This window comes from Erwinia sp. SLM-02, from assembly GCF_037450285.1.
In the GTDB taxonomy this organism is placed as follows: Bacteria; Pseudomonadota; Gammaproteobacteria; order Enterobacterales; family Enterobacteriaceae; genus Erwinia.
The window spans coordinates 214,560-238,612 of record NZ_JAQISN010000004.1; the positions used below are offsets into that span (position 1 = coordinate 214,560).

General features: G+C 61.0%; 23 protein-coding genes. 12 read left to right on the plus strand and 11 right to left on the minus strand.

Going from position 1 to position 24,053, the window contains the following annotated elements:
• Positions 1-10: 10 nt before the first annotated feature.
• Both PGH32_RS20215 and PGH32_RS20220 read right to left on the minus strand, forming a co-directional pair.
• Complete coding sequence (locus tag PGH32_RS20215; RefSeq protein WP_337894943.1) at positions 11-931, minus strand: nucleoside hydrolase; 921 nt, start codon at positions 929-931, stop codon at positions 11-13.
• Positions 932-986: 55 nt separating this feature from the next.
• Entirely contained in the window at positions 987-1,382 is a 396-nt protein-coding gene (locus PGH32_RS20220; protein ID WP_337894944.1) for a polyketide cyclase, read from the minus strand.
• 254 nt (positions 1,383-1,636) lie between these two features.
• Here PGH32_RS20220 and PGH32_RS20225 point away from each other — a divergent pair, with 254 nt between their 5' ends.
• The 6 genes from PGH32_RS20225 (at position 1,637) to kdpD (ending at position 9,788) form a co-directional block, all read left to right on the plus strand.
• On the plus strand, positions 1,637-2,551 hold the full coding sequence (locus PGH32_RS20225; protein ID WP_337894945.1) for a DMT family transporter: 915 nt from the start codon (positions 1,637-1,639) through the stop codon (positions 2,549-2,551).
• Between the two features lie 112 nt (positions 2,552-2,663).
• Positions 2,664-2,753, plus strand: coding sequence for a K(+)-transporting ATPase subunit F (gene kdpF / locus PGH32_RS20230; protein ID WP_314426975.1), 90 nt, complete (start codon positions 2,664-2,666; stop codon positions 2,751-2,753).
• The gene (kdpA, locus tag PGH32_RS20235) at positions 2,753-4,438 is read left to right on the plus strand and encodes a potassium-transporting ATPase subunit KdpA (RefSeq protein WP_337894946.1); all 1,686 of its coding nucleotides are present in this window, start codon (positions 2,753-2,755) and stop codon (positions 4,436-4,438) included. The genes kdpF and kdpA overlap by 1 nt, the downstream gene beginning before the upstream one ends.
• 18 nt (positions 4,439-4,456) lie before the next feature.
• A complete protein-coding gene (gene kdpB, locus PGH32_RS20240) occupies positions 4,457-6,505 on the plus strand; it encodes a potassium-transporting ATPase subunit KdpB (protein ID WP_337894947.1) in 2,049 nt (682 codons plus the stop codon).
• Between the two features lie 11 nt (positions 6,506-6,516).
• Positions 6,517-7,083: a potassium-transporting ATPase subunit KdpC gene (gene kdpC, locus PGH32_RS20245; protein WP_337894948.1), complete on the plus strand. Its 567-nt coding sequence runs from the start codon at positions 6,517-6,519 to the stop codon at positions 7,081-7,083.
• A gap of 14 nt (positions 7,084-7,097) precedes the next feature.
• Positions 7,098-9,788, plus strand: coding sequence for a two-component system sensor histidine kinase KdpD (gene kdpD, locus PGH32_RS20250; RefSeq protein ID WP_314426985.1), 2,691 nt, complete (start codon positions 7,098-7,100; stop codon positions 9,786-9,788).
• 73 nt (positions 9,789-9,861) lie between these two features.
• Here kdpD and PGH32_RS20255 read toward each other — a convergent pair whose 3' ends face one another.
• Together PGH32_RS20255 and PGH32_RS20260 are read right to left on the minus strand one after the other, a co-directional pair.
• The gene (locus tag PGH32_RS20255) at positions 9,862-10,077 is read right to left on the minus strand and encodes a YdgH/BhsA/McbA-like domain containing protein (RefSeq protein WP_123334356.1); all 216 of its coding nucleotides are present in this window, start codon (positions 10,075-10,077) and stop codon (positions 9,862-9,864) included.
• Between the two features lie 334 nt (positions 10,078-10,411).
• Complete coding sequence (locus PGH32_RS20260; protein WP_314426989.1) at positions 10,412-10,807, minus strand: VOC family protein; 396 nt, start codon at positions 10,805-10,807, stop codon at positions 10,412-10,414.
• A gap of 412 nt (positions 10,808-11,219) precedes the next feature.
• Between PGH32_RS20260 and dinQ the strand changes: the two genes are divergently transcribed.
• Entirely contained in the window at positions 11,220-11,303 is an 84-nt protein-coding gene (dinQ, locus tag PGH32_RS24745; RefSeq protein WP_425320524.1) for a damage-inducible type I toxin DinQ, read from the plus strand.
• Positions 11,304-11,365: 62 nt separating this feature from the next.
• Here dinQ and PGH32_RS20265 read toward each other — a convergent pair whose 3' ends face one another.
• The 4 genes from PGH32_RS20265 to PGH32_RS20280 form a co-directional block, all read right to left on the minus strand.
• Complete coding sequence (locus tag PGH32_RS20265; RefSeq protein WP_337894949.1) at positions 11,366-11,971, minus strand: alpha/beta hydrolase; 606 nt, start codon at positions 11,969-11,971, stop codon at positions 11,366-11,368.
• Positions 11,972-11,991: 20 nt separating this feature from the next.
• Positions 11,992-12,951, minus strand: coding sequence for a glutathione S-transferase family protein (locus PGH32_RS20270; protein ID WP_314426995.1), 960 nt, complete (start codon positions 12,949-12,951; stop codon positions 11,992-11,994).
• Between the two features lie 10 nt (positions 12,952-12,961).
• The gene (locus PGH32_RS20275) at positions 12,962-13,378 is read right to left on the minus strand and encodes a DoxX family protein (protein ID WP_123334348.1); all 417 of its coding nucleotides are present in this window, start codon (positions 13,376-13,378) and stop codon (positions 12,962-12,964) included.
• Positions 13,379-13,490: 112 nt separating this feature from the next.
• Positions 13,491-14,399 carry a LysR family transcriptional regulator gene (locus PGH32_RS20280; RefSeq protein WP_314427000.1) on the minus strand — a complete coding sequence of 303 codons (909 nt, stop codon included), beginning with the start codon at positions 14,397-14,399 and terminating at the stop codon, positions 13,491-13,493.
• 225 nt (positions 14,400-14,624) lie between these two features.
• Here PGH32_RS20280 and PGH32_RS20285 point away from each other — a divergent pair, with 225 nt between their 5' ends.
• Entirely contained in the window at positions 14,625-16,457 is a 1,833-nt protein-coding gene (locus tag PGH32_RS20285; RefSeq protein ID WP_314427003.1) for an ABC transporter ATP-binding protein, read from the plus strand.
• 2 nt (positions 16,458-16,459) lie between these two features.
• On the opposite strand, the gene PGH32_RS20290 is transcribed toward PGH32_RS20285, so the two are convergent.
• Positions 16,460-17,587: a GNAT family N-acetyltransferase gene (locus PGH32_RS20290; protein WP_337894950.1), complete on the minus strand. Its 1,128-nt coding sequence runs from the start codon at positions 17,585-17,587 to the stop codon at positions 16,460-16,462.
• A gap of 203 nt (positions 17,588-17,790) precedes the next feature.
• Here PGH32_RS20290 and PGH32_RS20295 point away from each other — a divergent pair, with 203 nt between their 5' ends.
• Positions 17,791-18,696: a siderophore-interacting protein gene (locus PGH32_RS20295; RefSeq protein ID WP_337894951.1), complete on the plus strand. Its 906-nt coding sequence runs from the start codon at positions 17,791-17,793 to the stop codon at positions 18,694-18,696.
• 8 nt (positions 18,697-18,704) lie between these two features.
• Here the strand turns inward: PGH32_RS20295 and PGH32_RS20300 are convergent, their stop codons facing one another.
• On the minus strand, positions 18,705-19,607 hold the full coding sequence (locus tag PGH32_RS20300) for a LysR family transcriptional regulator (RefSeq protein ID WP_314427012.1): 903 nt from the start codon (positions 19,605-19,607) through the stop codon (positions 18,705-18,707).
• Positions 19,608-19,823: 216 nt separating this feature from the next.
• On the opposite strand from PGH32_RS20300, the gene PGH32_RS20305 reads away from it, so the two are divergent.
• Both PGH32_RS20305 and PGH32_RS20310 read left to right on the plus strand, forming a co-directional pair.
• Complete coding sequence (locus tag PGH32_RS20305; RefSeq protein ID WP_314427015.1) at positions 19,824-20,156, plus strand: helix-turn-helix domain-containing protein; 333 nt, start codon at positions 19,824-19,826, stop codon at positions 20,154-20,156.
• Positions 20,157-20,314: 158 nt separating this feature from the next.
• Positions 20,315-20,824, plus strand: a complete 510-nt coding sequence (locus tag PGH32_RS20310) for a TIGR00645 family protein (protein ID WP_105593574.1) — start codon at positions 20,315-20,317, stop codon at positions 20,822-20,824.
• 35 nt (positions 20,825-20,859) lie between these two features.
• Here the strand turns inward: PGH32_RS20310 and PGH32_RS20315 are convergent, their stop codons facing one another.
• Positions 20,860-22,848, minus strand: coding sequence for a sigma-54-dependent Fis family transcriptional regulator (locus PGH32_RS20315; RefSeq protein ID WP_337894952.1), 1,989 nt, complete (start codon positions 22,846-22,848; stop codon positions 20,860-20,862).
• A gap of 187 nt (positions 22,849-23,035) precedes the next feature.
• On the opposite strand from PGH32_RS20315, the gene PGH32_RS20320 reads away from it, so the two are divergent.
• Positions 23,036-24,049: a Gfo/Idh/MocA family oxidoreductase gene (locus PGH32_RS20320; RefSeq protein WP_314427021.1), complete on the plus strand. Its 1,014-nt coding sequence runs from the start codon at positions 23,036-23,038 to the stop codon at positions 24,047-24,049.
• Positions 24,050-24,053: the final 4 nt, after the last annotated feature.

A 24,053-nucleotide genomic window follows, 5' to 3' on the forward strand; every position in this document is an offset into this window, starting at 1 on the left:
CCCGGCAGGTTCAGTCGCGTAGCGCCGCCAGGAAATGCGCTTTGACCCGTTCGCTGTCCACCGCCAGGCACAGTTTCTGGATGCCGGCAGCGGCAAACGGGTCATCGCGTGACGCCAGCGGATGCAGCCGGCGCAGCGTCTGGCCGCGCGAAATCCCTTCCGTTACCACCCTCACCGGTGATTCGGTCACGCCAAACAGCTCGGGATGATTCAGCCAGGCAATAGTCAGCGTATCGTGCAGCGCCATCCCTTCGAACCCTTCTTTCTCCAGACTGTACTGCAGGTAGCTGCGGGAAATCGCCTCCAGCTCCGGCCGGTTCAGGCTGCGAATGTCTTCACCGCTAATCTGCACCTGATGGGTCACATCCAGCGGCAGCACCACGATGTTCAGCGGTGAGCTGAGTACCTGATCCGCCGCGTGCGGATCTTTCCAGATATTGAATTCGGCAAACGGCGTAACGTTGCCGCCGTGGCCCAGGGTGCCGAAAGCGCCGCCCATAATCACCAGCTGCGCCACCTTCTCCACAATATCCGGCGCCTGATTAATGGCAGTGGCGATATTGGTCAGCGGCCCGATAGCGACCAGCGTGATTAGCCCGGGATGCTGGCGAACGCTGTTGATAATAAAGTTAATGGCGTTATCCGCTTCACCGCTGCACGGGTTATCAAAAACGCCGCCGAGGCCGTCCTGACCGTGCACCTGAAGCGCGGGTGGGGTAGCTGCACAGGCCAGCGGGCGCGAGCTGCCGCGATAAATCGGCACATCGAGGCCGATTTTCTGGCTGAACAGGCGGGCGTTTTTGACCGCCTGCTCCACCGGCACGTTGCCGAATACGGTGGTAATGCCGAGGATGTCGGTGCTTTTCGCCGCATAGGCCAGCGCGAAGGCGTCATCCACGCCGATATCGGTATCAAAAATAATTTTCTGCATCAGATTCTCCTTTCTGTGAGGCAGGTGGCTGCCCCTGTCATCCCTGTGCGAGCGATCAGGTGGTCAGCAGGGTATGCAGCGTCTGCAGGTCCTGTTTTACCATCTCCAGCTCCTGAGCAAAACGTTCATCAGAGAGCAGCGGCTGGCGGAACACCGTAATCAGCACCTGTGAACCGGCACCGTTAGCGACAATGCGCATCGGTACGAAGATCTCTTTGCTGAGGCCGGTATCCACGTAGTGATCCATAATGCAGAACGGATTGTGTTCGGTAAAACGCACTTTCACCGCGCCCAGCGGGCCTTTTCCGCGCCAGACGTTACCATCCTGCTCCAGCGGTGTCTGGCTCAGGCCGGATGCCCATTTAGGAAAGAATTCCGGTTTCCAGATAGTTTCATATAAATCGACCCAGTTACGGGGAATAGCGATGCTAAGGGTATGTGAGGACAGCATAAAACCTCCGATCGAAGATGAATCAACCCTTCATCGTGTAAAAGAGAGTGCAGATAGCGGATTTAAGCACCCCGGCAGACTAATGAGAAGTCTTTCACATTTTCACCTTTCCAGATCACGACACAGCTCCCACTTTCCGTTAACACTTCCCCATGGCCGATAACGGCTTGTTTTGCCAGACGACGAAGCTTATAACTACTCTTCCGCTGACGGGATAACCCTGCGGCAGTAAATGTTAGCAACTGGAGGAGTGAGTGAGACAAGGGGATATGGGTCGTTTACTGCTGCTTGCCGCCATCTGGGGCGCCAGCTTCCTGTTTATGCGCGTTGCCACGCCGGTTTTTGGTTCCCTGAATACCGCTTTTCTGCGCGTTTTCTTTGGTTTCCTTGGCCTGCTCGCGCTGCTGCTGATCCTGCGGGTGAAGTTTACCTTCAACGGCAAAGCGCTGCCGGCGATGCTGCTGGGGATCATTAACTCCGCCGTGCCGTTTGTGATGTACTGCCTGGCGGCGAAGTGGCTGCCTGCCGGCTATTCCGCCATCCTCAACGCCACCACACCGCTGATGGGCGTGCTGATCGGCGGCCTGCTGTTCAGCGAACAGTTTACGCTGCGTAAGCTGGGCGGTGTGGTGCTGGGGTTATCGGGGATTGTGCTGCTGACCACCACCGGCAGCCTCGCGCTGACCCACGATGTGCTGTTGGGCATCGCCGCCTGCCTGGTGGCCACCGCCTGCTACGCGATAGCCGGGTTCCTCACCAAAAAATGGATTGGCGATCGCGGCGGGCTGGATGCCAAACTGGTGGCGCTCGGCAGCCAGCTGGGAGCCACCCTCTTTATGCTGCCGATCTTTATCACCTCCGTTGCCGTCCAGCCCGCGGTGGACTGGCAGCATCCCGGGGTCTGGCTGTGCGTGCTGGCGCTGGGGCTGGTATGCACCGCCTGGGCCTATATCCTGTTCTTCCGCCTGATTGCCGATATCGGCCCGCTGAAAACCCTCACCGTCACCTTCCTGATCCCGCCTTTTGGCGTGCTGTGGGGCTATCTGTTCCTCGGCGAGACCATTTCCAGCGGCTTTATCGGCGGCGGGCTGGTGATTATCGTGGCGGTGTGGCTGGTGACCGGCAGCGTAAAGCCGAAAGCGCAGATTAAGGATGTCTCGCTGAAGTGAAAAGTTAGTCCATTTTTATACTTTTTTTACACCCTGGCCCCGCATTTTTACACCAACTTTGCACGCCGCTCGCAACAATAACAGCCATCTGAAACGCCTCTGGAGGTGTGCTGTGAGCGCTGCTGTTATAGCCGGCATTGTGCTGGTGTTTGCCCTGTTGGGTTATCTGATTTATGCCCTGCTTAACGCGGAGGAGTTCTGATGGCTGCCTCCGCCTTTTTACTGATCGGCTGTTACATGGTGCTGCTGCTGGTGCTTGCCCGTCCGCTGGGTCGCGGGCTGGCGTGGCTGATTGCAGACCGCCCCGTGCCGGGCTTTTCCACTGCCGAGCGCCTGCTGTGGCGGGTAAGCGGCGTTGCGCCGGGCGGAATGAACTGGCAGCGCTATCTGCTGGCGATCCTGCTGTTTAACGCCCTTGGGCTGGTGCTGCTGTTTGTGATGCTGCTTAACCAGGGCCACCTGCCGCTCAATCCGCAGGGGTTACCGGGGCTGAGCTGGCATCTGGCGCTGAACACCGCGGTCAGCTTCGTCACCAACACCAACTGGCAGTCCTACGCCGGGGAAAGCACCCTCAGCTATTTCAGCCAGATGGTCGGCTTAACCGTGCAGAACTTCCTCTCTGCCGCCACCGGTATCGCCGTGGCCTTCGCGCTGATCCGGGGCTTTGCCCACCGCGCGCTGGACGAGCTGGGCAACGCCTGGCGCGATATCACCCGCATCACCCTCTTCGTGCTGCTGCCGCTTTCCCTGCTGATGGCGCTGTTCCTGGTCAGCCAGGGCGTGCTGCAAAACCTGAACGGCTACGTGGAACTGACCACGCTGGAGGGCGCAAAACAGGTGCTGCCGATGGGGCCGGTGGCCTCGCAGGAGGCGATCAAAATGCTGGGCACTAACGGCGGCGGCTTCTTTAACGCCAACTCCGCGCATCCGTTTGAAAACCCCACCGCGCTGAGTAATTTCGTGCAGATGCTGGCGATCTTCCTGATCCCGGCAGCGCTGTGCTTTGCCTTTGGCGACGTGCTCCGCGACCGGCGTCAGGGCCATACGCTGCTGTGGGCGATGTCGCTGATGTTTATCGCCGCCGTGGCGGTGGTGATGTGGGCGGAGCTACAGGGTAACCCGCATTTCCTGACGCTGGGGGCCGATAGCGCCGCCAATATGGAAGGGAAAGAGACGCGGTTTGGCATCCTCAACTCCAGCCTGTTTGCGGTAATCACCACCGCCGCCTCCTGCGGTGCGGTGAACGCGATGCACGACTCCTTTACCGCGCTGGGCGGCATGGTGCCGATGTGGCTGATGCAGATCGGTGAGGTGGTGTTTGGCGGCGTGGGCGCGGGGCTGTACGGCATGCTGCTGTTCGTGCTGCTGGCGGTGTTTATCGCCGGGCTGATGATCGGTCGCTCTCCGGAGTACCTCGGCAAAAAAATCGACGTATGGGAAATGAAAATGACCGCGCTGGCGATCCTGGTGACGCCGACGCTGGTGCTGCTGGGCAGCGCGCTGGCGATGATGACCGATGCCGGCCGCAGCGCGATGCTGAACCCCGGCACCCACGGCTTCTCCGAAGTGCTGTACGCGGTGTCATCCGCGGCCAACAACAACGGCAGCGCCTTCGGTGGCCTCAGTGCCAACACGCCGTTCTGGAACCTGCTGCTGGCGTTCTGCATGCTGGTCGGCCGCTTCGGCATCATCATCCCGGTGCTGGCCATTGCCGGTTCCCTGGCGCGGAAGAAAATCCAGCCGCAGGGCAATGGCACCCTGCCGACCCACGGCGCGCTGTTTATTGCCCTGCTGATTGGCACCGTGCTGCTGGTGGGCGCGCTGACCTTTATCCCGGCACTGGCCCTGGGTCCGGTGGCGGAACATCTGCACATGCTCAGTCGTTAACGAGCGGAGAATCACAAGATGAGTCGGAATCAACAGGCGCTGTTTGACGGCGCACTGATCGGCGTGGCGCTGCTTGATGCGCTGAAGAAGCTGGACCCGCGCGTACAGGTGCGTAACCCGGTGATGTTTGTGGTGTGGCTGGGCAGCGTCGTCACTACGCTGCTGGCGATAGCCATGGCGGCAGGGCAAACCCCGGGGGAGGTGAGCTTCACCGCCGCCATCTCCCTGTGGCTGTGGTTCACCGTGCTGTTTGCCAACTTTGCCGAAGCGCTGGCGGAAGGGCGCAGCAAGGCGCAGGCCAACAGCCTGAAAGGCGTGACCAAAACCAGCTTTGCCAAAAAGCTCAGCGAGGCGCGCTACGGGGCCAGCCATCAACCGGTGGCGGCGGACAGCCTGCGCAAAGGCGACTGGGTGCTGGTGGAAGCCGGGGACATTATCCCCTGCGACGGCGAAGTGCTGTCCGGCGGCGCGTCGGTGGATGAAAGCGCGATCACCGGGGAGTCTGCACCGGTGATCCGCGAATCCGGCGGGGATTTTTCCTCGGTGACCGGCGGGACGCGCATCCTCTCCGACTGGCTGGTGGTCCAGTGCAGCGTGAATCCGGGGGAAACCTTCCTCGATCGGATGATCGCCATGGTGGAAGGTGCAACGCGCCGTAAAACGCCGAACGAGATTGCCCTGACCATTCTGCTGGTGGCGCTGACTATCGTCTTCCTGCTGGCCACCGCAACGCTGTATCCGTTCTCCGCCTGGGGCGGCAGCACGGTCAGCATTACCGTGCTGGTGGCGCTGCTGGTCTGCCTGATCCCTACCACCATCGGCGGCCTGCTGTCGGCGATCGGCGTGGCGGGCATGAGCCGCATGCTGGCGGCCAACGTTATTGCCACCAGCGGCCGTGCGGTCGAGGCGGCGGGTGACGTTGACGTGCTGATGCTGGATAAAACCGGCACCATCACCCTCGGCAACCGTCAGGCCACGCAGTTCCTGCCCGCACCGGGCGTCACGGCGGAACAGCTGGCCGATGCGGCGCAGCTGGCCTCGCTGGCCGATGAAACCCCGGAAGGGCGCAGTATCGTGGTGCTGGCGAAGCAGAAATTTAACCTGCGCGAACGCGATCTGAGCAGCATGGACGCCACCTTTATTCCGTTCTCGGCGCAGACGCGCATGAGCGGGGTGAACGTGCAGCAGCGTGCGGTGCGCAAAGGCGCGGTGGATGCGGTACGCCGCCATATCGACAGCAACGGCGGCCACTTCCCGGCGGAAGTCAACGGCCTGGTGGAGCAGGTGGCGCGGGCGGGCGGTACGCCGCTGGTAGTGTGCGACGGCGCAAAAGTGATGGGCGTGGTGGAGCTGAAGGACATCGTCAAAGGCGGCATCAAAGAACGCTTCGCCGAAATGCGCAAAATGGGCATTAAAACCATCATGATCACCGGCGATAACCCGCTGACCGCCGCCGCCATCGCCGCCGAAGCCGGGGTGGATGACTTCCTCTCGGAAGCCACGCCGGAAGCCAAGCTGGCGCTGATCCGCCAGTACCAGGCGGAAGGCCGGCTGGTGGCGATGACCGGCGACGGCACCAACGATGCCCCGGCGCTGGCGCAGGCCGACGTTGCCGTGGCGATGAACTCCGGTACCCAGGCGGCGAAAGAGGCGGGGAACATGGTCGATCTGGACTCCAACCCGACCAAGCTGCTGGAAGTGGTGCATATCGGCAAGCAGATGCTGATGACCCGCGGTTCGCTGACCACCTTCAGCATCGCCAACGACGTGGCGAAGTATTTTGCCATCATCCCGGCGGCCTTTGCGGTGACTTATCCGCAGCTGAATATGCTCAACGTGATGCACCTGCATTCCCCCGCCTCGGCGATGCTGTCGGCGGTGATCTTTAATGCGCTGATTATCGTGTTTCTGATCCCGCTGGCGCTGAAGGGCGTGAGCTATCGTCCGCTGAGCGCGGCGGCGCTGCTGCGCCGTAACCTGTGGCTGTACGGCGTGGGCGGGCTGCTGGTGCCGTTCGCCGGTATTAAGCTTATCGATATGCTGCTGACCGTGACCGGTCTGGCGTAAGGAGAACCATCATGAGTCAATGTCGCCCTGCACTGTTTTTACTGTTAATACTGACGCTGATTGTCGGCGTGTTTTATCCTTTACTGACCACCGGGCTGGCACAGTGGTGGTTCCCGCATCAGGCCATCGGTTCGCCGATCGAGCAGGGGGGTGAAATCCGCGGCTCCGCGCTGATTGGGCAGAACTTCAGCCAGCCGGGCTACTTCCAGGGGCGTCCTTCGGCCGCCGGCGATGCACCCTATAATCCGCTGGCCTCTTCCGGCAGCAACCTGGCGGCAAGCAACCCGGCGCTTGACCAGGCGCTGGAACAGCGTGTTGCGGCGCTGCGTGCGGCCAACCCGCAGGCCGTCGGACCGATACCGGTGGATCTGCTGACCGCGTCCGGCAGCGGGCTTGACCCGGCGATTTCACCGCAGGCGGCGCGCTGGCAGGCTCCCCGCATTGCCGCCACGAGGCAGCTGCCGCTGGGCGTGGTGCAGAAGCTGATTGAGCAGCAGATCCACACGCCGGTGCCGGCGTTTATCGGCGATCCAACGGTCAACGTGCTGGCGCTGAATCTGGCGCTGGATGCGATGTAACGATAAGGAACACTATGAACGATGAACTCCAGCGTCCGGACCCGGACGCGCTGCTGCGCCAGGCGGCGGATGAAGGCCGTGGGAAGCTGAAAATCTACTTCGGTGCCTGTGCCGGGGTAGGGAAAACCTGGTCGATGCTGCAGGAAGCACAGCGCCTGCGCGGCCAGGGGCTGGACGTGCTGGTCGGCGTCGTTGAAACCCACGATCGTCCGGAAACCGCCGCGCTGCTGGCCGGGCTGACCGTGCTGCCTAAGCGCGCCACCGGCCAGCAGCGCTACCCGGAGTTCGATCTCGATGCCGCGCTGGCCCGCCATCCGGCGGTGATCCTGATGGACGAGCTGGCGCACAGCAACGCCCGCGGCTCGCGCCACCCCAAGCGCTGGCAGGATATCGAAGAGCTGCTGGACGCGGGCATTGACGTAATGACCACCGTCAACGTGCAGCACCTCGAAAGCCTGAACGATGTGGTGGGCGGCGTCACCGGTATTCGCGTGCGGGAAACGGTGCCGGACCCGTTCTTCGACGCCGCCGATGAGGTGGTGCTGGTGGATCTGCCGCCGGACGATCTGCGCCAGCGGCTGAAGGAGGGCAAGGTCTACATCGGTGCGGGGGCGGAGCGCGCCATCGAAAACTTCTTCCGCAAGGGCAATCTTATCGCCCTGCGCGAGCTGGCCCTGCGCCGCACCGCCGATCGCGTTGACGATCAGATGCGCGCCTGGCGCGACACCCAGGGCCGTGAAAAAGTCTGGCACACCCGCGATGCCATCCTGCTGTGCATCGGCGACAACGGCGGCAGCGAAAAGCTGGTGCGCAGCGCCGCCCGGCTGGCAGGCCGGCTCGACTGCGTCTGGCACGCGGTGTACGTGGAGACCCCGCGCCTTTACCGCCTGCCGGAAGCCCGGCGGCGCGGCATTCTGCGCACGCTGCAGCTGGCACGCGATCTGGGTGCGGAAACCGCCACTCTCTCCGATACCCGCGAAGCCCGCGCGGTGCTGCGCTACGCCCGCGATCACAACCTCGGTAAGATTATCCTTGGCCGCCGCCCGACCAAACGCTGGTGGCGCGAACGCTTTGCCGATCGCCTCGGCGAGCTGGGGCCGGACCTCGATATTCTGATCGTCGCCCTTGACGATCCGCCCGCGGATATTGGGCCGCCGCTGGCGCGACAGAACGCGGCGAACGACAACCGTTGGCGCACGCAGCTGCACGGCTGCGTGGCGGCGCTGCTGCTGTGCGTGCTGGTAACGCTGGCCGGGCGCTGGCTGCTGCCGCGCGTTGATTCCGTCAATCTGGTGATGGTTTACCTGCTGGCGGTGGTGGTGGTGGCGCTGCGCTATGGCCGCTGGCCGTCGGTGGTGGCCACGCTGCTGAATATCATCGCTTTCGACCTCGTGTTTGTTGCCCCCACCGGGACCATGGCGGTGTCGGATGTGCAGTATCTGGTGACTTTCGGCGTGATGCTGGCGGTCGGGGTGATCGTCGGGAATCTGACGGCGGGGGTGCGATATCAGGCAAGGGTGGCGCGCTATCGGGAACAGCGGGCGCAGCATCTTTACGGCATGGCAAAAGCGCTCAGCCGGGCGCTCAGCCAGCAGGATATCGCCGCCATCCTGCAGCGCAGTCTGGAAAGTACGTTACAGGCCCGCAGCGAGCTGCACCTGCCGGATGAACAGGGTGAGCTGAAGGTCGTGGGGGAATCCCATCTCAGCACCCAGCCGGATCGCGCCATCGCCCACTGGAGCTTTACCAAAGGCCAGCCCGCCGGCGCCGGGACCGACACGCTGCCCGGCGTACCCTGGCAGATGCTGCCGTTAAAAAGCGGCAGCGATACCCTCGGCCTGCTGATCCTTGAACCGCTGAATCTGCGCCAGCTGATGATCCCGGAACAGCAGCGACTGGTGGAAACCTTTACCGTGCTGATCGCGAACGCCCTGGAGCGGATGGCGCTCAGCCAGCGCGAGGCGGCCTCCCGGCTGGCGGCCGAGCGCGAACAGCTGCGCAACGCGCTATTGTCCGCGCTTTCCCACGACCTGCGAACGCCGCTGACGGTGCTGTTTGGCCAGGCGGAAATCCTGACGCTGGATCTCGCCAGCGAAAACTCGCCGTATGCGCCGCAGGCCAGCGCGATGCGCGAACAGACGCTGAACACCATCCGGCTGGTCAATAACCTGCTCGATATGGCGCGGCTGCAGTCCGGCGGCTTCCACCTCAAGCGCGAGTGGCTGGCGCTGGATGAGCTGATTGGCAGTACGCTGCGCACGATGAACGCCTCGCTGGCCGACCGCAGCGTGCAGCTGGATCTGCCGCCTGAGCTGCTGCTGATTGACGTGGATGCGCCGCTGATGGAGCGGGTGCTGGCGAATTTGCTGGAGAACGCATTGAAATATGCCGGAGCGGATGCCGAGCTGGGGATCCGAGCCAGAAGAATTGAAGCGCAGTCTGATGCTCCGGCGCGGCTGGAACTGAGCGTGTGGGACAGCGGTCCCGGGATACCTGCGGGCCAGGAGCGGCAGATTTTTGAGAAATTCTCTCGCGGCAATAAAGAATCGTCGGTGCCGGGCGTCGGGCTGGGGTTAGCAATCTGTCAGGCGATTGTGGCGATGCATAACGGGGACATTTATGCGGAGAACCGTCCGCAGGGTGGGGCAAGCTTTGTTATTTCGCTGCCGATGGCGACACCGCCGGAGCTTGAGGATTATGAGTGAGCTGGGAACGCAGAAAACCAGAAGAGGCCGCCCATCGGGCGGCCTCTTCTGGCATATCCTTATGCGACCATTTTTATTTGATCAGTTCCGCAGAAACGTATGCGCCGTTTTCAACGCGTGCGCTGGTAATTTTATAGCCTGCACCCGCCTGCTGAGCCTGAGCGGCGATTTTCGCTTCGGCGCCGTCAAGGGTAGAGGAGGTAGCGGTCACGCTCTGGGCAAAGCTACCGAATGACATCAGTGACAGAGCAGCAACGGCAGCAACAGACAGGGTTTTAATGGTTTTCATGGTCATATTCCTTAATTTGTATGGTGAGGAGGTTGTTTGCCTCCGATGCGTAAATAGTAACTCTAGTTACTATGAGTTGATTAACAATAAGTGCGGTTATCATGATCGTGCTAACTTTTCGATAAATGCATGATATGGGTCAGCCCGGGTTCATTCAGTGAACAAGGAGGGTTGGCGCTCGTCAGGAAAGGTTCAGGCGATGGACATGTCAGAAGGTCAGCGTGATAACGGGCGGCATGAAGCAGGCAGCAGGAAGCAGGAAGCAGGTGACAGGCAGCAGCGCTAAGGGGTAATCACGCCGGGCAGGGGGATTTCAGCCCGGCGAAAAGGTCTGTTACAGGTTTTGGTACAGATCCCAGCGATTGCCGTAGAGATCCTCAAACACCACCACGGTGCCGTACTCTTCCTGCCGGGGTTCTTCACAGAAGTGGACACCGGCCGCCTGCATTGCGTGGTAGTCGCGCCAGAAATCGTCCGTCTGCAGGAACAGGAATACCCGCCCGCCGCACTGGTTGCCGATGAAGGTTTCCTGCCGGTCGTTAGAGGCGCGCGCCAGCAACAGGTTACAGTCGCTCTCCGGGTTTGGCGTTACCACTACCCAGCGCTTGCCCGGCTGCGGCGTGTCTTCAACCAGCGTGAATCCGAGCTTGTTGGTGTAGTAATCAATTGCCCGATCGTAGTCGTCCACCACAATCGCGACGTATCCCATGCATCTTTTTTGCGTTCTCAAAATCTTATCCTTTGTGTCCGATGAGTTATAGCGGAATAACAACAGGTAGATAAGTAGCAATGCTTAAGACGAAAAAAAACCGACGGGTGAAGTCGGCTTTTTCATTCCAGGTTAGAGATGGTGACTCTGACTGGAGAGGGACTATCCTCTGTTGACAGAGGAATAATACGTCTGGACAGACTTAAATGCAAACGGCCACAGGATGCGATATGCTCACCGCGTCAACAAATTGGGTAGCCTGTTGCGGCTCTTCGCTGGACGGAAAAATTTAAGTCCTGGCCGGATACAGGTGGTGCTGATTCGGTGCTCTGGCCGGAGTGGGACTATCCTCTGTTGACGCTCTGGATAGCTGTTGTGACAGGCAATGTAAGGGTGAACAACAGCGTTCACACTCCATAAAATGGAGTAACGGGTGAAGCTTGTCATTGATAAAGCTATCGCTGTTCTTAAGGCGCTTATTGCGCTGCTGGAACTGATCCGTAAGTTTATCGACTGATAGACACGGAAACGTAAATAAGGCCCGGTGGCGACCACTTCCGGGCCTTTAATTTTTGATATTCAGCGCAAATTCAAACGCCCGGCAATAAACTCCGCCGCCAGCTGCGCCCCGCGCGCCGAGATGGTATGCCCGGTACCCGGCTCGAAGTCGCTGCGGGCGCTGACGCCCAGATCGCGCAGCGTTTCCGCCGCCACTTCGCTCTCCGCCACCGGGATCACGCCGTCGGCCATACCGTGGATCAGCAGCACCGGGGTATTCAGCGCCGGAGTCAGCGGCTGCGGCGAGGCCAGACGGCCGGAGAAGGCTACGATCCCGGCGACCGGCCAGCGGCCGGACACCAGCGCATCCAGCGCCATAATCGACCCCTGCGAGAAGCCGACGAGCACCACCTGGTCGAGCTTATCGGTCATCTGATGCTGCTCAAGAATTGCCGTCAGCTCGCGGTCAAATGCCTCCCGCGCTGCGGCCACGCGCGCCGGGCGGTTAGCCGGCGTGATGCCGGCCAGGCTGAACCACTGATAGCCCGCGCCGTGCTCAAAATGGAACGGCGCGTCAGGGCTGGCGAAACTCACGCCCGGCAGGATCGGCACCCAGTGGCGGCCCAGCCCGGCGAGATCGTTGCCGTTGCTGCCCACGCCGTGCAGTAAAATAACCAGACCTGTCATAACATTTCTCCTGATGCAGATTACACACCGTACGCGGTCATATCGGGACCGGCAGGCACAATTCCATTCGGGTTCAGGCTCTTTATCGAGTAATAGCCCTGTTTAATATGGTCGATGCTCACCGTTTCGCGAACGCCCGGTAGCGCCAGCATACGCAGCAGATAGCCGTTAAGCGACGGGTAATCACGCAGCTGGCGCTGATTACACTTGAAGATACCGTGATAGGCCACGTCAAAGCGGATCAGGGTCACGAACAGCCGGATATCGGCCTCGGTCAGCGACTCACCAAACAGCCACGGGCCGCGCTGGCTCAGGCGCATCTCCAGCGTATCGAGCATGCCGAACACGTCGCGATAGGCCTCGCGGTAGCTGATTTCGGTGGTGGCAAACCCGGCACGATACACGCCGTTGTTCAGGCGCGGATAGATTTCGCCGTTCAGGGCGTCGATCTCGTCCCGCAGCGCCTGCGGGCAGAGGTCAAGGTCGTTGCTCGCCAGGCTGCCGAAACCGCTGTTGAACATGCGCAGAATGTCGGCGGACTCGTTGCTGACGATGGTAGCGGTTTTCTTGTCCCACAGCACCGGTACGGTGGCGCGGCCGGTGAAGCTGTCGTCGGCGCGGGTATACAGCTGATGCAGATACGTCGCGTGATTCAGCGTGTCCCGATTAGCGCCGGGGTAGTCGCCGAAGCGCCAGCCTTCATCGGTCAGCTTCGGCTCCACCACCGAGACGCTGACCATGTCCTGCAGGCCTTTTAAGCTGCGGGCGATCAGCGTGCGCGATGCCCACGGGCAGATCAGCGCCACGTACAGGTGGTAGCGATCCGCCTCGGCGGCAAACCCGCCGTCGCCGGTGGGGCCGGGTGCGCCATCGGGCGTCACCCAGTGGCGGAAGCTGGAGGTCTGGCGCACAAAGCCGCCTTTCTCATCGGTGGCCTGTACCGGGTGCCAGTCCGCCGTCCATTTACCGTTTACCAGCATAGCGGTTTCCTTAGCGCAGACGTGAAGAAGGCAGGGAGGCTTTCAGCGCGTATTTACCGTCGCCGATCAGCGCCAGTACCACCAGGCTGATGGCCCAGAATACCGGGTATTCCCAGCCGCCGTTCGGGTTAGTGAACCAGAATCCTGCCGGGCCGTGTACGGTGAAAATTGCCCCCAGCAGGACCGGGATCAGCACAATCGCGGCAATGCGCGGACGATAGCCAACGATCAGCGCCACCGCGCCGAGAATTTCCCAGACGATAGTCACGTATGCCAGGCCACCGGGCAGGCCCAGCGAGGCGAAGAATTTCGCGGTGCCGGCGGGCGTAAAGACAAACAGTTTCAGACCGGCGTGGGCCAGGAACAGGATGCCGAGAGAAAGACGCAGAATGAGCGCGGCCCAGGGAGCGGTGCGGGTATCAGTCATATTATTTACCTTCAGTGTGTCACAGGGGAGTTGATGAAAAGCACTCTACACTGATTCCCTGACGCTGATTATCCCGCCACAAACGCAAACATTACTTCCATTTTGGAAGTAATCACCAGCCGCGATCCCACTCAGGCTGCCCGGCGTAGTGGCTGACCAGGAAGTCGATCAGCGCCCGGACTTTATGGGCCAGATGGCGCGCCGGGGGATATACGGCATACAGCCCGAGCGGGGGGATTTCGCTGTGGCGCAGCAGGGGGCGGATGGTGCCCGCCCGCAGCGCCGGGCCGGCAATAAACGTCGGCAGGCGGGCAATGCCCAGCCCGCTCAGCGCCGCCGTCAGGCTGGCTTCGGCGTTGGAAAAATGCAGCCGGCCGCGCACCGGCAGGGTAACCGCTTCGCCGTCAACGCTGAACGGCCAGTTGAACGGATCGCGGAAGTTGGTATCGATAATGCAGCTATGATCGGCTAACTGCTGATAGTGGGTCGGCGTGCCGCGTTCGTTCAGGTATTCATCGCTGGCGGCAATCACCACCCGCATATCGCTGAGGTGGCGGGCGATCAGGCGGCTGTCGCTCAGCCTGCCGATGCGGATCGCCACGTCAAAGCCTTCATCCACGATGTTGACCACCCGGTCGGAGAAGTTAACGTCCAGCTCGATTTCCGGGTAGTCGCGGGCAAACGCAATCAGTGCCGGGGCCAGCTGGCTGGCACCGAAGGTGATCGGCGCGCTGAGTTTGATGCGCCCGGTCGGTTTCCCCGCCGCGTGGCGCACCGAGGCGTCCAGCGCGTCCCACTCTTCCAGCAGGTTTTTAATGCGGTCGAAGTAGGCCAGTCCGACTTCGGTCGGCGACAGGGCGCGGGTGCTGCGCTTGAGCAGCTGCACGCCCAGCTCGCTTTCCAGCCGGGCGACCAGCTTCGACGCCTGCCCGCTGCTGGTGCCCAGCCGCGCCGCCGCCGCCGCAAAGCTGCCCAGCTCCATTACCGCTACAAACATCCGATCGCAGTCCAGACGTTCCACATGCTTTTCCTGAGTCCGAGAGGCAGAAATCCCTGCGGGCACGTTTTTCCGTGGCCGCAGGCGCTGGCGTTATTAAAGCAGCCTTTGCGGCCGTTGTGCAGCCAGCAAACGGTCTTTCACCGCCCGGACTGTGGATTATTTACGGCATAAAGGCACTGACTGACGCCTGATGGGTGGCAGGATGCACTAAGCTTCAGGGTTCTGTTGGTCAACTGAGCCTGTCTTATGTTTTATCACCGTGTTGAAAGGATGATCGATACCTTCAGGGAAGCCCGGGGCACCACGCCGCCCGACAGCGTGTGGCCCTTCTATCTGTTCTATCTGCGCCAGGTGTGGCCGGTCTTTGCGCTGCTGCTGGTGATTGGCCTGGTGGCCTCGCTGATTGAGGTTTCGCTGTTTCGCTACCTCAGCCGGATTATCGACCTGGTCAACAGTACGCCGGCCGCCAGCTTCTTTCAGGACCACTACGGCGAGCTGCTGTGGATGGCGGCGGTGGCGCTGCTGTTCCGCCCGCTGTTTATCGGCCTGCACGATCTGCTGGTGCATCAGACCATTAACCCCGGCATGACCAATATGATCCGCTGGCAGCACCATAACTACGTGCTGCGTCAGAGCCTGAACTTCTTCCAGAACGACTTTGCCGGGCGCATCGCCCAGCGAATCATGCAGACCGGCAGCGCGCTGCGCGATTCCGCGGTGCAGATGGTCGATGCGCTGTGGCACGTGGTGATCTACGCGGTGACCACGCTGGTGCTGTTCGCCGAAGCCGACTGGCGGCTGACCATTCCGCTGATTATCTGGATTATCGGCTACGTACTGTGCCTGAAGTATTTCGTGCCGAAAATTAAAGCGCGTTCGGTGGCCTCCTCGGATTCGCGCTCGCGGCTGATGGGCTTTATCGTGGATGGCTATACCAATATTGCCACCCTCAAGCTGTTTGCCCACGGCGATCTTGAACGACGCTACGCGCGTGAAGCGCTGGAAGATCAGACGCAGAAAACCCGCAGCCAGGGGCGGATGGTCACCGGGATGGACGTGGTCGTCACCACGCTGAACGGCCTGCTGATCGTCAGCACCACCGGGCTGTCGCTGTGGCTGTGGGGCCAGTCGCTGATCAGCGTCGGCGCGATTGCGCTGGCCACCGGGCTGGTTATTCGCATCGTCAATATGTCCGGCTGGATCATGTGGGTGGTGAACGGCATTTTTGAAAACATCGGCATGGTGCAGGACGGCCTGAAAACCATCTCACAGCCGCTGAGCGTCAGTGACAAACCCGATGCGACGGCGCTGGATGTCAGCCGTGGCGAAATCCGCTTTGACGGCATTACCTTTAACTACGGCGGCGAACGGCGGGTGATCGATGACCTGCAGCTGACCATTCGCCCCGGCGAGAAAATTGGTCTGATTGGCCCGTCGGGTGCCGGGAAATCGACGCTGGTTAACCTGCTGCTGCGCCTCTATGACCTTAACGGCGGGCGCATACTGATCGACGGGCAGAACATTGCCGACGTCAGCCAGGAAAGCCTGCGCGCGCAGATTGGGATGATTACTCAGGATACCTCGCTGCTGCACCGCTCCATCCGCGAAAACCTGCTGTATGGCCGCCCCGGCGCCACGGAAGAAGAGATGCTGCAGGCGATCCACCGGGCGAAGGCCGATGAGTTTATTCCGCTACTTTCCGATCTGCAGGGGCGCACCGGGCTGGATGCGCACGTTGGCGAACGCGGCGTGAAGCTCTCCGGCGGCCAGCGGCAGCGTATCGCCATCGCCCGCGTGCTGCTGAAAGATGCGCCGATTTTGATTATGGATGAGGCCACCTCGGCGCTGGATTCCGAAGTGGAAGCGGCGATTCAGGAGAGTCTGGAAGGGCTGATGGGCGGTAAAACGGTCATTGCCATCGCCCACCGCCTGTCGACCATTGCCCGCATGGACCGGCTGGTGGTGCTGGAGCAGGGGCGGATTGTTGAGATCGGCAGCCACGCCGAGCTGCTGGCGCAGGACGGCCTGTATGCGCGGCTGTGGCGGCATCAGACCGGCGGCTTCGTCGGTGAGCAGTAGCGCTATCCGGCGTTAAGCCTGTACGGCAGCGCGTCGCGGGCTTCCTCTGCCCAGGCGCGCACGCCGTCGCGCTCCTGCTGCAGAAAATCCGCCACGGCGTCGTGCAGCCCGCCGTGGCGCAGCAGGTGCCAGGATTCCGTCAGCACCGGTTCAAAACCGCGTATCAGCTTGTGTTCCCCCTGTGCCCCGGCGTCAAAGCGCTGCAGTCCGTTGTCGATCGCGTATTCCATCCCCTGATAGAAACAGGTTTCAAAGTGCAGGTGGTTGAACTCCGCCAGGCAGCCCCAGTAGCGGCCATAGAAGGTGCTGCCATCGACCAGGCTCAGCGCCATCGCCACCGGCTGGCTATGCTGGCTGGCAATGGTGATGCGCAGCGATCCCGGCATACGCTCCGCCAGCAGGCTGAAGAACGTGCGGGTGAGGTAGGGCTGTCGACCGCGGACAAAGTAGGTGTTGGCGTAGCAGGTGTGGACAAAATCCCACTGCGCTTCGCTCAGCTCGTCCCCCTGATACCAGCAAAACTCAATACCCTGCTGGCGTACGCCCTCCCGTTCCTTGCGCAGCTGCTTGCGTTTACGCGAGGTCAGCGCGTCGAGAAAATCCTGAAAATCGCGGTAGCCGCGATTGTGCCAGTGATACTGGCAGCCGAGGCGCGGCAGCCAGCGGCCATCCTCCGCCAGACCGGCACTCAGCGCGGCGTCGTTAAAGTTGATATGGCCGCTGTAAAACCCGTTCGCGGCCAGAAATTCCGGCAGCGCCTGCAGCAGCCGGCCGGCGGCCGACGCTTCGCCAAGCAGCCGCGCGCCGCCCACCGGGCTGAACGGCACCGCCGACAGCCACTTGGGATAGTAGGGAATGCCCGCCCGCTGGCTGGCATCCGCCCAGGCGTGATCGAAGACGTATTCGCCCATGGAGTGCCGCTTGCCGTAGCCCGGCATCGCCGCCAGCACGCTCTCGCCCTCGCGCCACAGTAAATGCTGCGGCTGCCAGCCGCTGCGCCCGCCAACCGAGCCGCTCTCTTCCAGCGCGCTGAGAAAAGCGTGGCGCATAAAGGGCTGGTCGTTGGGGGCCAGGGCATCCCACTGACCGGCCGGGATATCGGCCAGCTGTGTCAGAAGGCTTAACGACATCGATAGACTCCGCGATAAAGAAAAACCTTACGTTGAACGCTTTCGCGACGGAGATCAACGCCTTCCGCCCGGGTGGCACGTGCGGATAAATCGCGCACCGCGCATATTGGGTAATACGCATTCTCATTATCATTTGCCTTTGCTATTCTTGCAGCCCTCATGCGCGGCACGCGCGCACGGCTTTCGGCTAACAAGGTGGATCTATGGCTGCTCAGAGTTATCGCTTATTCAATGTCGTACTGGCGCGCAAGCAGGTACTGTCTCCTTCGATGCTGTGCTGCGTGTTTAGCGGTGAGGAAGTGCGCCAGATGAAGATGGATGCGCCGGACCAGCGCATCAAGCTGCTGCTGCCCGCACCCAGCGGCAAACACTTTGAGCCGGTCGATAACGGGCTGACGTGGTGGGAGAACATGAGCAAGCTGGCGGTGGAAGATCGCCCGATTATGCGCACTTACACCCTTCGCCACGTTAACGCCGATGCCGATGTGCCGGAGATGGAAGTCGAGTTCGTGATGCACGGCACCGAAGGCCCGGCCTCGGCCTGGGCGCTGGACGCGCAGCCAGGCGATGCGATGCAGATCGCCGCACCGAACCGGGAATACGGCGAGGACAGCGGCGGCTACGAATGGAACCCGCACGCGCAGGTGAAGCAGGGGCTGGTGGTGGCGGATGAAACCGCGCTGCCGGCGGCGAAGGCGATCCTCGAACAGCTCGCCGCCTGGCCGCATCCGCCGCAGCTGCAGGTGTTTCTGGAAGTGCCCGAGGGCGACGACTGCGTCGATCTCAGCCAGTACACCTTTGCGGACATTCACTGGTTGCCGCGTGACGCCAGCGGGGCCAGCTACGGTGAAGCGCTGCTGAGCGCGGTGCGTGAGCACGTGCGCCTGCCGGACAGTGCGCTGTCGCGCGAAGATCTGCGCGAAGAGGCCGAAGGGCAGCTGGTGTGGGACCGCGCCGACCACGACGACGTGCGCTTCCACGGCTGGGTGGCGGCAGAGTCCAGCGCGGTGAAGCACCTGCGCCGCTACCTGATCGGCGAGCGCGGCCTGGCTCAGGACTGCATCAGCTTTATGGCCTACTGGAGCCGTGGCCCGCGCCGCAAAGGCTGAGTGCCGCGTCAGTTCTCCATCAGTACCGGGCACGCCTCTTTCAGCGTGTTATAGAACCAGGTCTTGGCGGTGATGTCGCCGATCTCGGTATGGCCGTAGAGATAGACTTCCAGATTCGGCAGCTGGAACGGCAGTTCGACGATCCGCCCGTTGCCGCGCGCGGCATAGATTTTCGCCGCGCTGAGCGGAATGGTGACCAGCAGTTCGCTGCTGGCGATAATCTCGCCCAGCGCGGTAAAGTGCGGCACCTCCAGCGCGATGCGCCGCTCAAAGCCATACTCCTTGATCTGCGCCTCCACCATATGATGCCCGCTGATGGTCGACACAATAATGTGCTGCTCGGCCAGATAACTCGCTAACGTCAGCGCGCCGCTAATGCGCGGATGCTGGTTATTCACCAGGCAGACGTAGCGCTCGTCCATAATTCTGTCGCGCTGGGCAATGGGGGAGATACTTTCGTTGCGGCTGCACAGCGTGGCATCCACCTTTCCGGTCAGCAGCCATTCATCAATACGCATCATCTCGAATGGCAGCACTTCCAGCTGGACGTTCGGCGCCACTTCACGCAGATGTTTAACCAGCCTCGGCAGCAGCAGCTGCTCGCCGAGATCGGAGAGCGCGAGGCTAAATTTGTGAAAAGATGTTTCCGGGGTGAAGCAGCGGGTATCCGCCACGGCTTTTTCTATCCCGCTCAGCGACTGCTTAAAAACCGTATACAGATGGCTGGCGACCGGCGTCGGCTGCATCCCTTTTCGGCTGCGCTTAAACAGCTCGTTATCCGTCGCAGACCGCAGCCGGGCTAGCGCATAGCTGGCCGAGGGCTGGGTGATGAACAGACGATCGGCCGCTCCGCTGACGCTGCGGGTTTCATAAATGGCAATGAAAACCCGGACCAGATTAAGATCCATCATGTTGTTAAATAGTTCCTGTCTATATCAGCAGATTCAAATTATCTATTTGAGCTATTTTAAACTTGCTAATAACATCCTTTCTACTTTTTATTGATATGTTCCGTTAATTTTTGCATATCATCTGTTTCTATATGTAAATCAAAAAGATAAATCCATCGTTAATTGTGAATGGCAGAAGCAGTTGCGGGTAATTCGCTGCCGTTGTGGAGTGTGGAAATGAAGAATGAAATCGTAGACGTCATCGTAGACTGGATTGATGAACATCTGGAAGAAGGGCTGAATATCGAGGCCGTGGCTGCGAAATCGGGCTACTCCAAGTGGCACCTGCAGCGCGCGTTTAAAGAGAAAAAGGGCATTACGCTGGCGAGTTTTATCCGCAGCCGCCGCCTGGATCAGGCCGCACAGTGCCTGATCACGTCCACTAAAAGCATTATGACCATCTCGATGGATCTGGGTTTCTCCTCCCAGCAGTGTTTCCAGCGGGTGTTTAAAAAGCACTTCAACGTGACCCCGCGCGACTATCGCGTGCAGTATCGCCAGTATCACTAACGCCGTCGGCCATCCGCTGGCCGGTCTCCTTCGCTGCGGGATTGCCTTCCCGCAACGTAAAGTCGTTTAAATTCTTCCAATTCCGGCCCTCCGCGCCTGCTAAAGTTCATCGACCATCAGTTATACTGTGCGCCGTGTTGAACTCTGAACTGGATGCTATGGAACGTTTCGTTGAAAATCTGATTTACACCTCACGTTGGCTGTTGGCTCCAATCTACCTTGGGTTGTCGCTGGGTTTGCTGGCGCTGGGCATTAAGTTTTTCCAGGAAGTCTTCCACCTGCTGCCGCACGTGATCGAGATGACCGAAAACGACATGGTGCTGATGCTGCTGTCGATGATCGACATGACCCTCGTCGGCGGACTGTTGGTGATGGTGATGCTCTCCGGCTATGAAAACTTCGTTTCCAAGCTGGATCTGGACGAGCACCGCGAAAAGCTCAGCTGGCTCGGTAAAATGGACTCCGGCTCGTTGAAGAACAAGGTCGCGGCGTCGATCGTGGCGATCTCTTCGATCCACCTGCTGCGGATCTTTATGGACGCGCGCAACGTGCCCGACAACAAGCTGCTGTGGTACGTGATTATTCACCTGACCTTCGTGCTGTCTGCCTTTGTGATGGGCTATCTCGACAGCATGTCGCGCAAAGATAAAGACAAAACCCTCATCTGACCCGTTCGGGCAGATCCTCTGCCGGTAGCGCAGCGCTACCGGCGGAACTCATCCACGCTTATCGCGTACTTCTTCAGCTTGTTATACAGCCCGGCGCGCGACAGCCCCATCTGCTGCGCGGCCTGCCGCAGATTGCCGTTGAGCGAATTCAGCGTGGCGATGATATGTACCCGCTCGTTTTCATCCAGCCGGACGGCATGGGCGGCGGTGCCCCGCGAAGTCGCCTGCTCCGTGGGCGTGCGGCCCGTCAGGATCACCTCTTCCGGCAGATCGCCGGCGTCAATAAGCAGCCCGTCATGGGTATTGATCACCCGCTCAATAATATTTTCCAGCTCGCGCACGTTTCCCGGCCACGGATAGCGGCACAGCGCCTCCATCGCTCCGGAAGTAAACTGCACGTTCACCTTTTTCAGCTGGGTGCAGACCTTTTCCCGGAACCACTCTGACAGCGCCGGAATATCGCTGCTGCGCTCGCGCAGTGCCGGAATAGGAATCGAGATGACGTTCAGCCGGTAGTACAGATCGCGGCGGAAAGCGCCGGTTTCCACCGCCTTCAGCAGATTGCAGTTGGTGGCGGCGATAATCCGCACGTTCACCTTCACCGCCTGCGACGCGCCGATGCGCACTACTTCACTCTCCTGCAGCACCCGCAGCAGGCTGGTTTGCGCCTCCAGCGGCATATCGCCAATTTCATCGAGGAATAAGGTGCCGCCGTCGGCCAGCTCAAATTTCCCCGCCGCCCCGCCGCGCCGCGAGCCGGTAAACGCGCCGTCGGCGTAGCCAAACAGCTCGCTCTGCACCAGATCGCGCGGAAGCGCGCCGCAGTTTACGGCGATAAACGCCTCGCCGCTGCGCGGGCTTTCATTATGAATCGCCTGGGCAAACAGCTCTTTGCCGGTGCCGCTTTCGCCGGTCAGCAGTACCGTACTGTCGCTGCGGCAGCTGCTGCGCGCTTTCTCCATCGCCACCATCAGCGTCGGTGCGCTGCCGCACAGCATATCGAAGGTATAGCTGGCGTTAACGCCCATCACCCGACGGGTAATGGCGCGGATACGCTGGTTTTCCCGCAGGGCGATAATCTTGCCGCCGGTCGGCGCGGGCATCACCGACACCAGGCAGGAAACGTGCTGGTTTTCTGACGGCACAAACACCACTTCGCGGTCGTTGCAGAAGGTCATGGTCGCCAGCCGCGCGTTTTGCGGATTCAGCACCGCGTCCACCTGATGACCGGTGCGGGCAAAGCCGTGGAAGATCTGCCGCGCGTAGCGGTTGATGGTTTTGATCGTGCCGCTGCGATCCAGCACGATCACCCCTTCATTCAATGTTTCGAGGATCGACTTCTGTTCCGCCAGCAGGGCGCGCAGGATCAGCTGCTGGCCCACCGCTTCCGCCGCCGCCTGCACGGTGCCGAGGGTGTGATAGTGGAAGTTGTCCTGGGTGGCGGTCAGCGTCAGTACGGCAATCATCCGCCCTTCGGCATCGCGGATCGGCGCGGCCGCACAGGGATAGTGGCGGCTGCGCAGGGCAAGCTTCCAGTTTTCCCCGCTGAGCAGATAGACCAGCCGCTGCTGCTTGAGGCAGCGTGCGGTGCAGTTGGTCCCCATCTCGGATTCACGCAGGATGCTGCCCACCGGGGTGATATCCAGCCCGCAGTAGGAGAGGGTGATGCCGTTGGCGTCGGTGAGATTGATATGGCCGTCGGGATTATAGGCCAGCAGGTTTTCCATAATGCTTCTGGCGACTTCAATCAGCACGGCGTTATCCGTCAGTATCTGCTTCACCTCGTCCTGCGGCGGGAAGGTATAGGCAAAAAAATCCGGGTCGATACCGGCATCGCGGCTGTATTGCCACGAATGCAGAATGTCGGGGCGCACAAACTCCGGCTCTTTGCCGGCATCAAAGTCATGGCGGGCCTGCTCAAGCAGCGCATCCCAGCGCCGGGCTTCCTGGCTGTTCTCCGGCAGGCTCAGTTTACCGTCGCCCGCTTCGCCTATGGCGGCGGTGACGATGGGTGGATGACTCATGCTCTTCCCTCCGCTAAATGGAATGTCCATTTTATCGACATGTTAAGTTGACATGTTTTTTTTATATCCATTTTGTGATCGCAGCGGGCAGAGAAAAGCGCGCCGTCAGGGGATTGTCAGGCTGGCATAGGCTTTGCTTATAACAAAGACACAACGAATGTCTGCCGGTAACCTGAAGGGGAACAAGATGTCTGTAACAAAAAAAATCGTGCGCGTAGGTCTGATTGGCGCGGGTCGGATGGGAAGCTTCCACGCGACCTCTCTGGCTCAGCGCGTGCCGGGTGCGGTGCTGGCCGCGGTGGCCGATCCGGTACCGGGAGCCGCGCAGCGCCTGGCGGAAAAACTCGGCGTGGAGCACTTCTACAGCGAGCCGCAGGCGATGCTCGACAGCCCGGATATTGACGCGGTGGTGATCGTTTCCCCGGCACGGACTCACGCCGAACTGGTCGTCGCCGCCGCGCGCGCCGGTAAGCACGTCTTCTGTGAAAAACCGATGGCCGTGACCCTCGAAGAGGCCGATCGCGCCATTGCCGCCGCCCGCGAGGCCGGCGTGGTGCTGCAGGTGGGCTTCAACCGCCGCTTCGCCAGCGGATTCGCCGCCGCGCTGGCGGAGATCAAGGCCGGTAAAATCGGTACGCCACAGCTGCTGCGCTCGCTGACCCGCGACCCGGCCCCGCTGCGCGATCCTACGCCAATCCCGCCGTGGACCATCTATCTGGAAACGCTGATCCACGACTTCGACACCCTGCTGCACTGCAACCCGGGCGCGAAGCCGGTGGAAGTCTATGCGATGGCCGACGCGCTGGTGCGCCCGGACTTCAAGGACAAAGGGCTGCTGGATACTTCCGTGGTCACCATCCGCTTTGATAACGGTGCGATCGCCATTGCCGAAGCCAACTTCCAGGCGGTGTACGGCTACGACGTGCGCGGCGAAGTGTTCGGCAGCAACGGCATGCTGCAGATCGGCAATATTAACCTCAATAACGCGGTGCGCTACACGGCGGAAGGCATCTCGATTGATACCTCGCGCCAGGATACCGACCTGCTGGCCGATGCCTATGTCGCTGAGCTTAATGAGTTTGTGCGCTGCGCCGCCACCGGCGAAACCCCGCGCGCTACCGGTGAAGATGCGCGTAACGCGCTGGCGATTGCGCTGGCCTGTATCGCCTCCGTGCAGCAGAACCTGCCCGTTAAATTATAAGGAT

Excerpts from the sequence above, each read along its gene's own strand:
- PGH32_RS20215 (WP_337894943.1), bottom strand. The coding sequence starts at position 931 with ATGCAGAAAATTATTTTTGATACCGATATCGGCGTGGATGACGCCTTC.
- PGH32_RS20220 (WP_337894944.1), bottom strand. The coding sequence starts at position 1,382 with ATGCTGTCCTCACATACCCTTAGCATCGCTATTCCCCGTAACTGGGTC.
- kdpA (WP_337894946.1), top strand. The coding sequence starts at position 2,753 with ATGGCTGCCTCCGCCTTTTTACTGATCGGCTGTTACATGGTGCTGCTG.
- kdpB (WP_337894947.1), top strand. The coding sequence starts at position 4,457 with ATGAGTCGGAATCAACAGGCGCTGTTTGACGGCGCACTGATCGGCGTG.
- kdpC (WP_337894948.1), top strand. The coding sequence starts at position 6,517 with ATGAGTCAATGTCGCCCTGCACTGTTTTTACTGTTAATACTGACGCTG.
- kdpD (WP_314426985.1), top strand. The coding sequence starts at position 7,098 with ATGAACGATGAACTCCAGCGTCCGGACCCGGACGCGCTGCTGCGCCAG.
- PGH32_RS20255 (WP_123334356.1), bottom strand. The coding sequence starts at position 10,077 with ATGAAAACCATTAAAACCCTGTCTGTTGCTGCCGTTGCTGCTCTGTCA.
- PGH32_RS20265 (WP_337894949.1), bottom strand. The coding sequence starts at position 11,971 with ATGACAGGTCTGGTTATTTTACTGCACGGCGTGGGCAGCAACGGCAAC.
- PGH32_RS20270 (WP_314426995.1), bottom strand. The coding sequence starts at position 12,951 with ATGCTGGTAAACGGTAAATGGACGGCGGACTGGCACCCGGTACAGGCC.
- PGH32_RS20275 (WP_123334348.1), bottom strand. The coding sequence starts at position 13,378 with ATGACTGATACCCGCACCGCTCCCTGGGCCGCGCTCATTCTGCGTCTT.
- PGH32_RS20285 (WP_314427003.1), top strand. The coding sequence starts at position 14,625 with ATGTTTTATCACCGTGTTGAAAGGATGATCGATACCTTCAGGGAAGCC.
- PGH32_RS20290 (WP_337894950.1), bottom strand. The coding sequence starts at position 17,587 with ATGTCGTTAAGCCTTCTGACACAGCTGGCCGATATCCCGGCCGGTCAG.
- PGH32_RS20295 (WP_337894951.1), top strand. The coding sequence starts at position 17,791 with ATGGCTGCTCAGAGTTATCGCTTATTCAATGTCGTACTGGCGCGCAAG.
- PGH32_RS20300 (WP_314427012.1), bottom strand. The coding sequence starts at position 19,607 with ATGATGGATCTTAATCTGGTCCGGGTTTTCATTGCCATTTATGAAACC.
- PGH32_RS20305 (WP_314427015.1), top strand. The coding sequence starts at position 19,824 with ATGAAGAATGAAATCGTAGACGTCATCGTAGACTGGATTGATGAACAT.
- PGH32_RS20310 (WP_105593574.1), top strand. The coding sequence starts at position 20,315 with ATGGAACGTTTCGTTGAAAATCTGATTTACACCTCACGTTGGCTGTTG.
- PGH32_RS20315 (WP_337894952.1), bottom strand. The coding sequence starts at position 22,848 with ATGAGTCATCCACCCATCGTCACCGCCGCCATAGGCGAAGCGGGCGAC.
- PGH32_RS20320 (WP_314427021.1), top strand. The coding sequence starts at position 23,036 with ATGTCTGTAACAAAAAAAATCGTGCGCGTAGGTCTGATTGGCGCGGGT.